At 38.2% G+C, this 12,918-nt stretch carries 9 protein-coding genes; 5 read left to right on the top strand and 4 right to left on the bottom strand.

What is annotated here, in order from left to right; translation table 11 throughout:
* Window positions 1–62: 62 nt before the first annotated feature.
* The 5 genes from V7S76_RS04635 (at window position 63) to V7S76_RS04655 (ending at window position 8,226) form a co-directional block, all read left to right on the top strand.
* Window positions 63–1,856 (top strand): RagB/SusD family nutrient uptake outer membrane protein, encoded by a 1,794-nt coding sequence (locus V7S76_RS04635; protein ID WP_459508883.1) that lies wholly within the window; start codon window positions 63–65, stop codon window positions 1,854–1,856.
* A 102-nt stretch (window positions 1,857–1,958) separates the two neighbouring features.
* On the top strand, window positions 1,959–5,555 hold the full coding sequence (locus V7S76_RS04640) for a VCBS repeat-containing protein (protein WP_459508884.1): 3,597 nt from the start codon (window positions 1,959–1,961) through the stop codon (window positions 5,553–5,555).
* A gap of 129 nt (window positions 5,556–5,684) precedes the next feature.
* On the top strand, window positions 5,685–7,493 hold the full coding sequence (uvrC, locus tag V7S76_RS04645) for an excinuclease ABC subunit UvrC (RefSeq protein WP_459508885.1): 1,809 nt from the start codon (window positions 5,685–5,687) through the stop codon (window positions 7,491–7,493).
* Between the two features lie 104 nt (window positions 7,494–7,597).
* Window positions 7,598–7,831, top strand: coding sequence for a hypothetical protein (locus tag V7S76_RS04650; RefSeq protein ID WP_459508886.1), 234 nt, complete (start codon window positions 7,598–7,600; stop codon window positions 7,829–7,831).
* Between the two features lie 11 nt (window positions 7,832–7,842).
* Window positions 7,843–8,226, top strand: coding sequence for a type II toxin-antitoxin system VapC family toxin (locus tag V7S76_RS04655; RefSeq protein ID WP_459508887.1), 384 nt, complete (start codon window positions 7,843–7,845; stop codon window positions 8,224–8,226).
* 543 nt (window positions 8,227–8,769) lie between these two features.
* Here V7S76_RS04655 and nuoK read toward each other — a convergent pair.
* The 4 genes from nuoK to V7S76_RS04675 are packed head-to-tail and all read right to left on the bottom strand — an operon-like array spanning window position 8,770 to window position 12,881.
* The gene (gene nuoK / locus V7S76_RS04660) at window positions 8,770–9,054 is read right to left on the bottom strand and encodes an NADH-quinone oxidoreductase subunit NuoK (RefSeq protein ID WP_459508888.1); all 285 of its coding nucleotides are present in this window, start codon (window positions 9,052–9,054) and stop codon (window positions 8,770–8,772) included.
* Window positions 9,047–9,559, bottom strand: coding sequence for an NADH-quinone oxidoreductase subunit J family protein (locus tag V7S76_RS04665; RefSeq protein ID WP_459508889.1), 513 nt, complete (start codon window positions 9,557–9,559; stop codon window positions 9,047–9,049). Before V7S76_RS04665 ends, nuoK begins: the two co-directional genes overlap by 8 nt.
* On the bottom strand, window positions 9,556–10,458 hold the full coding sequence (locus V7S76_RS04670) for a 4Fe-4S binding protein (RefSeq protein ID WP_459508890.1): 903 nt from the start codon (window positions 10,456–10,458) through the stop codon (window positions 9,556–9,558). Before V7S76_RS04670 ends, V7S76_RS04665 begins: the two co-directional genes overlap by 4 nt.
* Before the next feature lie 2 nt (window positions 10,459–10,460).
* Window positions 10,461–12,881: an alpha-ketoacid dehydrogenase subunit alpha/beta gene (locus V7S76_RS04675; RefSeq protein ID WP_459508891.1), complete on the bottom strand. Its 2,421-nt coding sequence runs from the start codon at window positions 12,879–12,881 to the stop codon at window positions 10,461–10,463.
* Between the last annotated feature and the right edge of the window lie 37 nt (window positions 12,882–12,918).

Consider the following 12,918-nt stretch of genomic DNA (forward strand, 5'->3'; position numbering starts at 1 on the left):
TGAATCTAAATTCTTTAATTATAAAGTTTGAACATTGTTAAATTTTTAATAAAAATAAAAATATGAAACGCAATAATATTTTAAAAATGTTCTTGTCAGCTGGTTTCGTTTTAGGAATTGCTACTGCATGTAGCGATGAATTCTTAACTCGTCAGCCGCAAGCTCAATATAGCCCATCTGCCCTACAAACGGCTAAGGGTGTTGAAGGCGTACTTTTAGGTGCTTATGCCATGCTTGATGGTCAAGGTTTAGATGACCAAGCTCCATGGGAGAATGATATCCAAAACTGGGTATTCGGTGGTTTAACTTCGGATGATGCTTACAAAGGAACGGATGCTGGTGACCAACCGGAAGAGTCTTTCTTAGAGAAGTGGGATTTCCAAGCAACAAATGGACACATCAAGAACAAATACAGAGGTTTGTTCAAAGGTGTTGCACGTACAAATGATGCGATCAATACATTAAAAAATGTAAAGGATATTGCTCCAGAAAGAGCTACTCAAATCAAAGCAGAAGCTCAATTCTTGAGAGCGTTGTTTCACTTCGAGGCAAAGAAAATGTTCAAAAACATTCCTTACATCGATGAGACAATCTATAATTTGAATGACCTTGAGTCAACGAAAGTTCCAGTTAACCCACAAGCTTGGGCTAAAATTGAAGCTGATTTGACTGCTGCGGCTTCTGTATTACCAGATAAGCAAGCTCAAGTAGGTCGTCCAACGAAATGGGCTGCTAAAGCTTTATTAGCAAAAGCAAAAATGTTCCAAGGTTGGAATATCTCAACTGGTGCTGCTAACGCAACTAAATTAACAGAAGCAAAAGCGATCTTAGAAGAAATCGTTAACAGTGGTAAATTCAGATTGGTTGACCTTTACAGAGATAACCATGATGCTAGCACTCGTAACAATGCTGAATCAATCTTTGAAATCCAATATGCTTCTTCTTCAGCAAATGCTGATGCAGCGAACGCGGGTGTGGGTCTTGCTCACCCTTACGCTTCACCTTGGGGATGTTGTGGTTTTTACCAACCATCTCAAAACTTGGTTAACGCTTTCAAAACTGAAAACGGTTTACCAATGTTAGATACATTCAACAACAGTGATGTAACGAATGATCAAGGTAAAACATTAGATGCTGCTTACACTCCATATCAAGGTGAATTAGATCCACGTTTAGACCATACCGTTGGTCGTAGAGGTATCTTATTTATCGACTATAAAATTCACAATGTGGATTTCATCCGTGATCAAACTTATGCGGGTCCGTACTCACCTAAGAAACACATTCCATCGAAAGCTTTCACTGGAATCAACGGTTGGGGAAACTTAACATCTAACAACTATAGAATCTTGCGTTACAGCATGATTTTATTATGGTTAGCTGAGTGTGAAGTAGAAATCGGAAGCTTAGAGAAAGCTCGTGCTTTGGTTAATCAAATCAGAACTCGTGCAGCTAATCCAGACGGATTTGTTCAAAAAGCTGTTCAAGGTGGAACTCGTGATGCTTATACATTGGTATTCGACGGAAACGGAAAACCAGTTCCTGCTGCTAATTATGTGATCAATAACTATACTGGAGCTTGGACTGACAAAGATGTTGCTCGTAAAGCAGTTCGTTTCGAAACTCGTTTAGAGTTTGGAATGGAAGGTCACCGTTTCTTTGACTTACAAAGATGGGGTGTTTCTGCAGAGGTATTGAACAAATATAATGCAGCTGAAGCTACTAAGCGTGTGTACAAGAAAGGTGCTAACTTCGTAAAAGGTAAGCACGAATTCTTCCCATTACCTCAAGAGGCAATTGACCGTTCTGAGAAAGATGGAAAAGCAACGTTAGAGCAAGATCCTTCTTACAAATAGTAGAAAGGAAATTATTTCTAATTTTTTAAAAGAACAGAGATGGCAAATGTCATCTCTGTTCTTTTTTTTAGTTATTTTTAATAAAATTTCTTACCGGCCTATATGAATTTCAAATCTACCCTATCAAGCATATTCACCCTTTCATGTATCTTGCTTTTTACCGGATGTCAATCAGACGAAAAAAACCTTTTCACTGAACTAGATCCTGCAGATACTGGTATCCAATTTTCCAATCGGATTACGGAAAATGATACCATGAATATCTTAACCTTTGAATATGTCTACAATGGTGGCGGTGTCGCACTTGGAGATTTTAACAATGACCAAAAAGTAGATATCTATTTTACAGGTAACCAAGTAGGAAATAAATTGTACCTCAATGAGGGTGTTGGAGAAAATAAACAACTGAAATTCAAAGATGTAACCAAAGCATCAAACGCTACCGGAGAAGGCCAATGGAATTCCGGAGTGACCTTGGTCGACATCAACAATGACCATCTTTTGGACATTTATGTTTGCTCAACCGTGAAAAAAGTAGCCAAAGAAAGAGCCAATATTTTATACATTAACCAAGGAATAGACAAAAACGGAATACCTAGCTTTAAAAACTTAGCGGAAGAATATGGAGTAGCCGATACCACCCATTCAACCAATGCCAATTTTTTCGATTATGACAACGATGGCGATTTAGATTTGTATGTCATTGTGGATGAAATGGCCGATATCCATTACCCCAACATGTATCACCCGAAAATCGTAGATGGCTCTTCTCGCTTAACCGACCGATTATATCGAAACGATTATGATCCGAAAACGAAACATGCCCATTTTACCGATGTGTCCAAAGAAGAAGGCATTTTAATCGAAGGATTTGGTTTGGGAATTAACATTACCGACATCAATCAAGATGGCTGGAAAGATATTTATGTAACCAATGATTATTTGAGCAATGATTTGCTCTACATCAACCAACATAAAAACGGGAAACATACAGGCTTCATCGATCAAGCCTCCTCCTATTTCAAACATACCTCCCACTCGGCCATGGGAAATGATGTGAATGACATCAATAACGATGGATTGGTAGATATCATCGCTGTTGACATGATGGCCGCAGATAATTACCGCAAAAAGATGTTGACCATGGGCAATAATTACCAAACCTACCAAAACAATGATAAATTTGGGTACACATTCCAATTCCCTAGAAATACCCTGCAACTGAACCGCGGAAAGGATCCCAAAACAGGAATTCCGGCTTTCAGTGAAATTGGCTTATTCGCTGGTGTAGCAGAAACCGATTGGAGCTGGACACCCCTGGTGACCGACTTTGACAATGATGGATTAAGAGATATCATCATTACCAATGGTTTCCCCAAAGACATAACAGAACAAGATTTCATGGTTTACCGAGCTGAAAAAGGCAATTTTGCTGAACCTCAATTCCTTTTAGACATGATTTCATCGGTCAAAATCCCCAACTTTGCTTTTAAAAACAATGGAAACTTGGGCTTTGAGGATGTATCTAAAAAATGGGGTATCAAAAAACCCAGTTTTTCAAACGGAGCGGCTTATGCCGACTTGGATAATGATGGTGATTTGGATTATGTGGTCAACAATATCAATGATTCCGCCTCCATTTACCGCAACGAAGCCATTCAATTAGCGCCTGAAAAAAGCCACTACTTGAGGGTTGAATTAAAGGGTTCAGGTCAAAATATTGGAGGGATTGGCGCTAGTATTGAAATCAAATACGGCAAAAATCAAACCCAATTTTACGAATACAATCCATACCGAGGCTATTTGTCGACCATTGAAAATGTAGCACATTTTGGCTTGGGAAATGTCCAAAAAATCAATGAATTAAAAGTGGTTTGGCCCAGTGGTCAATCGCAAATCATCAAAAACATCGCTGCCAATCAAGTGATTCGTTTGGATGAAAAAAATGCACAATGGCAAGTAAAAGCAGAAAAAGCAGTTCCTACCTTATTTACCGATGTATCGAATGAATTGAACATTCCTTACCAACACATTGAGGATGATATGATTGATTTCAATATCCAAAAATTAATTCCACATAAATTTTCTCAACAAGGTCCATGTTTAGCCGTTGGGGACGTCAATGGTGACCAATTAGAAGATGTGTTTATTGGCGGATCTTCCAAGCATTCAGGACAATTTTTGATTCAAAATGCTTCCGGAAAATTCCAAATCAAAGATTTGGTGCAATCGACAAATGGCTTACCGAAAGTCCACGAAGATATGGGAGCATTGTTATTTGACTTGGAGAACGATGGCGACTTAGACCTGTATGTAGTGAGCGGAAGCAACGAATTACCTTTAATGGATCCTGGATATCAAGACCGAATTTATTTGAATGATGGCAAAGGGAATTTCACGGAAAATAAAAGCATCTTGCCAGCCTTCACCAAAAGTGGTTCTTGCGTAAAAGCAGCCGACTATGACCAGGATGGTGATATGGATTTATTCATTGGCAATAGGGTTGAACCTGGATTTTATCCCAAACCTGTCAGCAGTTACATCCTAAGAAACGAATCGCCGAAATTGAAATTTACAGATGTAACCGCCAAAGTAGCCCCAGAACTACAAAATATCGGTCTCATTTGCGATGCACTTTGGACGGATTTTGACAACGATGGTTGGCAAGATTTAATTTTGGCAGGAGAATGGATGCCCATTCAAATGTTTCAAAACAAAGGAGGTAAATTAAGTTCTGTGACGAAAAACACCGGAATTGAGCACAAATCGGGTTGGTGGAATAGCATCAGTGCGGGCGACTTTGACAATGATGGCGACATGGATTATGTGGCAGGAAATTTAGGTCAAAACACCTTGCATCGGGCAAGCGATAAAACTCCAGCGAAAATTTATTCCGCGGATTTCAACGGAGATGGCACCTATGATGCCATTCCGACCATTTATTTCAAAGATCGGGAAGGAACAAAAAAGGAGTTCCCTTTTAATACCCGGGATGATTTGACGAAGCAATTTATTCAGACAAGGAAACGATTTGACACCTTTGCTAAATATGCGGTGGCCGGTATTTCGGATGTACTGACAGCAGAGGAATTAAGCAAAGCTTTGGTTTTAGAGGCGAATTGGATGAATTCCAGTTACATAGAAAATCTAGGTGGAGGGAAATTCAAAATTGCTGCCTTACCAAGATTGGCACAAATGGCACCTGTATTGGCTATTCAAGTTCAGGATTTTGATGAAGATGGCAATTTGGATATGGTCATCAGCGGCAATGATTATGGTAATGAAATCAGCACAGGCCGGTTGGATGCTTCCAAAGGATTATTTTTAAAAGGAAATGGGCAGGGTAAATTCAGAGAAACATCGCTTAGCCAAAGTGGATTAAATTTAGATGGAGACAGTAAAGCTTTGGTGAAAGTGAAATCCAGTCAGGGAAAATTATGGTTAATGAATTCTCAAAATTTAGGAACTATAAAAACCTATGTGCTGAATAAAAAAGCTTTGGATATCCCGCTCCAACGTACTGAAACCTCAGCCATCATCACTTTGAAAAATGGTAAGAAGAGAAAAGAAGAATTCCCTTTGGGAACGACATATATGTCGCAAAATGGACAAAGGATTTGGTTGAATGGCAGCATGAACCAATTGGATGTGTTTAACCAAAAACGACAAAAAACAAGGAGTATGAAATATGGGTTTTGAAATATTTGTGTTCATAATGTTCATATATGTTGTTTATTTAACACCCTTTTTACTAAATTTTTCCCCTCCTACCCTTGTACTTTATTATTAATCAGTCAAATTTGTACCTCTGTCTAATAAGAATCTTTCATGAGTCAATTTGACCCAAAATCGCTGTTACCCTCCCTTCCTGAAGAACCAGGGGTGTACCGGTATTTTGATGAAAATGACGCGCTTCTGTACATCGGGAAAGCCAAAAATCTGAAAAACAGAATATCCAGCTATTTCGTTAATGGCCGGAACCATGATTCCAAAACTAGAAGACTCGTGCAACAAATTCGCCGAGTAGAATTTACTTTGGTGCATTCGGAATTTGATGCTTTGCTGCTTGAAAATACCTTAATCAAACAATTTCAACCGAAGTACAATATTTTACTACGCGACGATAAAACCTACCCTTTTATCTGTCTCACCAAAGAACGTTTCCCTAGATTAATTACCCTGCGTCGGATCGATCATAAAATCGGCTATTTTTTTGGACCTTTTGCCAATCCAAAATCCATGAATGCCTTGTTGGAAATGTTGCATCAATTATTTCCCCTACGCACTTGCACCCTTGCACTTAGAAAGGAAAATATTGAACAAGCCAAATTCAAGGTTTGCCTGGAATACCACATCGGTAATTGCAAAGGGCCCTGCGAAGGTCTCCAAGAAGAATCCGAATACCTTGAATACATTGAACAAGTCAGTCAAATACTCAAAGGAAATTACCAAAAACCCAAACAGTTCTTTTTTGATCAAATGCAACAATCTGCTTCAAAATTAGCCTTTGAAGCAGCGCAAGAATGGAAAGAAAAATGGGAAATTTTGGAAAATTACCAATCAAAATCAACCGTCGTAAACCCCGCAATTCACAATGTGGATGTTTTCACGATGGTCGCCGATGAACAATTGGCCTACATCAATTTCATGAAGGTCATCAATGGAACCATCACTCAATCCCAAACTTGGGAGGTCAAAAAAAAGCTGAACGAGGAAGAATCCGACCTTTTAACCATGCTCATTTGGGAAAAAAGAGACCAATTCCAAAGCGAAGCTCGTGAAATCATTACCAATATTCCCATGGAAATTGAGTTCCAAGGAATTAAAAATACCATACCTCAAGTGGGCGACAAGAAAAAACTCTTGGATATGTCGCTGAAAAATGTGCTGTATTTTAGAAAAGAAAAAGCCGATAAAAAAGCCGCAGAAGAAAGTGGTGGCGACCGCAAAATGCGTGTTATGTTGACCCTGAAAAATGATTTGAGATTGAGTACACTACCCAAGCACATCGAGTGTTTTGACAACTCAAATTTACAAGGAACCAATCCCGTTTCTGCCATGGTTTGCTTCCTGAATGCTGTCCCCGCCAAAAAAGAATACCGCCTATTTACTCCCAAAACCGTGGAAGGTCCTAACGACTTTGCGACGATGTTTGAAGTCATCACCCGCCGTTACACTCGGTTATTGGAAGAGGAAGCTGAAATACCCGACCTAATCATTGTTGATGGTGGAAAAGGCCAATTAAGTGCCGCGTGTGATGCTTTAAAAGCCATCAATTTATATGGCCAAGTTCCCATTATTGGTATTGCAAAAAGATTGGAAGAAATCTATTACCCAGAAGATAGCCTTCCATTATACATTGATAAAAAATCCGAATCACTCAAATTGATCCAACAACTTCGCGATGAAGCTCACCGTTTTGGCATTGCAGCTCACAGGAATAAACGGAGTAAAAACTTTTTGATTAGTCAGCTAGAACAATTGGACGGTATTGGCAAATTAACTGCTCAAAAGTTAATGAAGGAATTTGGAAGCATTAAACATATGAACGACGTTCCGGTGGAAAATCTGGAAAAAATATTAGGAAAAATGAAAGCCCTGAAATTCAAAAAACAACTCGAAAATTGGGTGGAGTAATTTAGAAATACTAAAAAATATCAAGGATTTGATATTCTACGAACCCAATTTTTTAAAAAATAAACTTTTTATAAATTGCACAAAAATCCTAATCAAAATAAAACATGAATTTACAAATTATTCAAGATAGGTATGGAAGAAAGACCGGCATTTTTATTCCAATGAAAGATTGGGAAACAATAATCGAAAAACACAATGACTTAAAGATATTAATGCATTCAGAAAATACTCCAAAGAAAAATTTATTTGAATTAGCAGGCAAGTTGTCACATAAAACAGCGAATAAAATGCTTAAATACGTATCAAAAAGCAGAGAAGAATGGGAAAAAACTGATTAATATACTAGCAATTGGAATACCTACTAGACACTAATATTATTATACATCTCTTAGATGCCTCATTAAGTAAACATGGAATGAAGCAAATGAAAGAAATTGTAAATCAAGAAATAATGCTATCCGTTATCACAAAAATGGAAACATTGGGTTACAATTTTGATTCAGAGGAAGAGCAAATATTGTTTGAAACCTTCATATCTCAGTCCTCCATACTGACATTAAATAATGATATTGTTGAGGAAACCATTTGGATTCGAAAAATTAAAAAAATCAAACTTCCTGATGCTATCATTGCAGCAACTGCAAAAATTCATGATCTAATATTAATTTCTGAAAATACTTCAGATTTCAATAACATTCCTGGATTGAAAATAATAAATCCCAATGTTTTATAAAGTGGAACAAACCTCCTACCTATTAACTCTTACCTTCTACCTAATCATGCGAATTAAGGGTTAACATATTCATTAATATCTCAACATTCCATATAGCATTGCCATTTATTGGCTAATTCATTTTCCATGGCATTTCTTTTTTTTGAAAAAAAAGAAACAAAAAAACTTATTAGTCGCAAGTTAATCCAAGACGAATCAGCAAGCTGACCGATTTTCACTTCGCTCTCGGCTATTTTCTTTGACCCTGACGCACATACCCCATGCGCATTGTCAAAGCTCCGCCTACCGCTACGTTCAAATCTTTCGTCGGATTAACCGCAAGTTCATTTAAAAGTTCTAAAAAAGAATAAATAGCGTTGGCTGAGCGGAGTCGAAGCCAAAAGCGGTAAGAAGAGCAGTGTAAATTGGATATTTTAACTCTTAATTCGCATTAACAACTATTACCTAATAACTACTACCTATTACCTATTACCTATTACCTATTACCTTTTACCTATTACCTATTACCTCTTACCTTTTACCTATTACCTTTTACCTATTACCTTATACATCAACACCCTTATACACCCGATACATCTGTAAAATCATGGCCAAGGCAATCGCCATTTCACAAACACCGACAACCAAAACAAAAATACTCATCATCAAACCTTGATGACTTGAATCATTTCTTGAAAAGGCTACTAAGTTTAAATTGGCAGCATTTAACATCAATTCGATTCCCATTAAAATAAAAATGCTATTGCGTTTCAATAAAATGATCGCTAGTCCAATCGAAAACAACAAAGCACTTACCCATAAAAAACAAATCAATGGTATGTCATTCATGATTTTTGGCAATATATGTGGCACCTACTAAGGCAATTAATAAAAAGACCCCCACCAATTCAAATGGAAATGAATAAGTGGTTAATAACTCAATACCTACTGCTCTCAATTTTGAACCAGGTAATAGTTCATTTCCCCCTTGCCATTTCAATTTTGAAAATATCCAAATCAATCCTAGAAAACTGCTTAAACCAATCGTCATTGACCAAAATAAGGTAGAATGCTTGGTCAATAAATCATTTTGTTGTCCTTTGGAAACATTACCCTGCTGAGTTAACATAATACCAAAAAGCAATAAGATCATCACCCCTCCCACATAAATCAGTAAATGGGAAACGGCCATCACATCGGCATAAGCCAATACATACAAGCCCGCCAATCCCAACATTGTTAAAAACATGGCTAAAGCAGCATGAAGTAAGTTTTTGGAAAAAAGCATATAAAGGGCGCTTCCACCTGTTAAGAGGGACAAGAAAATGAACGATAAAGTCAATGGATTCATCATATATTTTCTGAGTCGGTATTCGGCTTTTTGACTTTAAAACTAGGTTTAAATACAGGTTTTGGTTTCGCAACAGGTTCTTCAGCTTTTTCTTGCGTTACTTCTGGCGCTTGTGCTTCTGATGCTTTTGCCTCTGGCGCTTTGGCTTTAAAACTAGGTTTAAATACAGGTTTTGGCTTCGCAATAGGTTCTTCTACTTTTTCTTGCACTAAATCTGGCGCTTTGGCCTCTGGCTCTTTGGCTTTAAAACTAGGTTTAAAGGCAGGTTTTGGTTTTACTTCAGATTCTGTGGAATTAGCAGCCTCTGGAACAACTTCCGCCTTGGTTTGCGCTTTTAAAGCTTCTTTTTCCGCAACAAACTGTTCATACAATTTCTTTTTTTCTTCCGCCTCCGCTGGACTTAAATTAGCAAAAGAGAAATTATGAGAGGTGATATCAAATGTTGAAAAATCATATTCCGATGTCATGGTTAAACATTCGGTCGGACAAACAGTTGTGCACAATCCACAAAAACAACACTTGGCCATGTCAATATCAAATTTCGCTGCATACAAACGAATGGGAGATCCATCGGATGCATGCCCTACTAATCCAGTAGCTTTAATCGGCTCAATATCAATGCAATCCACAGGACAAACTTTCACACATTTGTCACAGACAATGCAATCGTCCATTTCGTTGTGCAATTGATACCTTCCATTGATTGGAGTAGGTACCTCCACATGCGGATATTGACTTGTAAAAATACCTGTGGAATGGGTAAAATAATTAGGATCTTGAATCTGTTGAATTTGACGACTTTTCCGTGCCGCAATTAGATGTTTCCAAGTAAGGCCCATACCTTTTTTAGTGCTAGAAATAGCATCAAAAATGGATTGGAAATAGCCTTTGAAGGTTGACATAATTAAAAATAAATGGCAGGATAAGTAGTTGGATCAGATTCACGCATAATTTCATATACCTTATCAACTACATTTTCTACATTGGGTTTTGAAAAATAATCGCCATCTGAACTATAGGCAGGACGATGCGGTGCTGCTGCTATACATTCTGCTGGACTATCCAACCAAGAAAAAGCACCTTGTTTATCCAAAACTTCTTGCATCATGTAGGCGCTCGCCCCACCAGGCATATCCTCATCCGCAAAAAGCACTCGGTGTGTTTTTTGAATCGATTGTAAAATACTATGTGGACGGTCAAAAGGCAATAAAGTTTGCACATCAATCACTTCCACGGAAATACCCATGTCGGCTAATTGTTCTGCAGCTTCCATCACAATTCGACACATAGAACCATAGGTTACCACCGTAATATCATTGCCCTCCCTTAGAATCTCTGGAACTCCTAATCCAACTTTAATTTCATCGATATTATTCGGCATCGGTTCTTTCAACCGATAACCATTTAAACATTCAATCACAATTCCTGGATCATCCCCTTCCAATAAAGTTCGATACATCCCAGCCGCTTGTGTCATGTTTCTAGGGACACAAAAATGCATGCCACGCAATCCATTGATCAAGGTTCCCATAGGGCTACCCGAATGCCAAATCCCCTCTAAGCGATGTCCTCTCGTCCGAAGAATCATCGGTGCTTTTTGGCCACCAGCGGTCCTATAATGCAAACAAGCTAAATCATCTGACAACAATTGAAAAGGATAAAATATATAGTCCAAATATTGAATTTCAATGATGGGTTTCAATCCACGCATCGCTGCCCCAATTCCTTGTCCAACAATGGTCATTTCACGAATACCCGTATCCGTGATTTGTAGTTCCCCGTATTTTTCTTGCAAACCTGCTAAGGTCTGGTTCACATCCCCAATTTTACCCACATCTTCACCCAAAATAAAAACGCGTGGGTCTTCTAAAAATTTGGAAAAACTTTTATTCAAAATCTCACGACCATCCACCAAAACAGGTTCCTTATCGTAAGTGGGTTGAACAGGTGTTATTTTCAAAGGTGAAAAGTCGGATTCACTCAATTGATGAGAACTAAATCGTCTTCTATTTCTATTTTCTAAATCGTTGAGCCATTTTCTCAACAATTTAACTGCAGGACCTTGATAAAAACGAAAGGCACGCAAGGTTTTTCTACCTGCCCGAACCAAATCGCTAAAAATAGGATAAGGCAATTGCTTTAAATCATCGATGATGGATTGCAAAATACCCGGCTCATTCGTGGATTCAATTAAATTTTGAGCGATTCGCAAAAATCCCAAACGATCAAAATCGACGGAAGCCATATAAGCCGTAAATGCTTCTTTTTGATATTTACGAGCTTGAAGTTTAGCTTCCTCGTCAATCGACGACAAAACATCTTCTGTAGCAAATCCTTGTTCAATAATCCATGTTTTGAACAATAAATTACAATCGACCTCTTGTTCCCAAGCTAACCTTTCGGCAGATTTATAACGCTCATGAGACCCAGAGGCGGAATGACCTTGAGGTTGTGTACATTCTATCACATGCACCAAACAAGGTACATATTCCTCCCTAGCCAATTGGGAAGCCCGTTGATAGGCTGCAATTAAACCAGGATAATCCCAGGCCTTCACTTGAATTATTTCGAGTCCTTTCTTTTCAGCTGTTCGTTGATAACCTGCCAAAGCCTCTGAAATGGACGACTTGGTGGTTTGGTATTCGATTGGAACAGAGATTCCATATCCATCATCCCAAACTGAAAAAACAACAGGAATTTGTAAAACACCTGCCGCATTAATTCCTTCTAAAAACATTCCTTCCGAAGTGGATGCATCCCCAATAGTGGTGAAACACACTTCTTTCCCATCCTTTGAAAATCCTGCTTTGTAAGGAGTTAAATCAATATTTTTTTGATACAACTTGGAAGCATAAGCAATTCCTAAAGCTTTCGGTATTTGTCCGGCAGTAGATGAAACTCCGGCAATCGAATTAAACTGATTTGTTTGATCCAACCAATCTCCTGAGGCATCCAACAATCGCGTTGCATGATGATTATTCATTTGACGACCACCCGAATGGGGATCAAATTGAATATCAGGATGTCCATAAAGTTGGGCAAAATATTGCGGCCAAGTCATGTCACCATTGGCTGCTGCGACTGTTTGATCACGGTAATAACCAGAGAAATAATCCCCTTTTCGCATGGAATTGGCTAAAGCAATTTGGCACAATTCTTTACCGTCTCCGTATATGCCAAATTTGGCTCTCCCAGAAAATACTTCCTTTCTAACAAGTAAGCTGCATTGTCGACTTATTGCTGCCAAACGATAATCTTCAAGAACCTTTTCAGGATCAAAATGAATATCGGGCTTAGAAAATTGTACTTGTTTTAAATCGGACAAAGGAGTATTGAATAAATTTTAACGTAAAAATACAACA

Source organism: Aquirufa sp. ROCK2-A2, assembly GCF_054558485.1.

Bases quoted from the DNA above. Each gene is read 5' to 3' on its own strand.
- V7S76_RS04670 (WP_459508890.1), bottom strand. From the start codon at position 10,458: ATGTCAACCTTCAAAGGCTATTTCCAATCCATTTTTGATGCTATTTCT.
- V7S76_RS04665 (WP_459508889.1), bottom strand. From the start codon at position 9,559: ATGATGAATCCATTGACTTTATCGTTCATTTTCTTGTCCCTCTTAACA.
- V7S76_RS04635 (WP_459508883.1), top strand. From the start codon at position 63: ATGAAACGCAATAATATTTTAAAAATGTTCTTGTCAGCTGGTTTCGTT.
- uvrC (WP_459508885.1), top strand. From the start codon at position 5,685: ATGAGTCAATTTGACCCAAAATCGCTGTTACCCTCCCTTCCTGAAGAA.
- V7S76_RS04640 (WP_459508884.1), top strand. From the start codon at position 1,959: ATGAATTTCAAATCTACCCTATCAAGCATATTCACCCTTTCATGTATC.
- V7S76_RS04650 (WP_459508886.1), top strand. From the start codon at position 7,598: ATGAATTTACAAATTATTCAAGATAGGTATGGAAGAAAGACCGGCATT.
- nuoK (WP_459508888.1), bottom strand. From the start codon at position 9,054: ATGAATGACATACCATTGATTTGTTTTTTATGGGTAAGTGCTTTGTTG.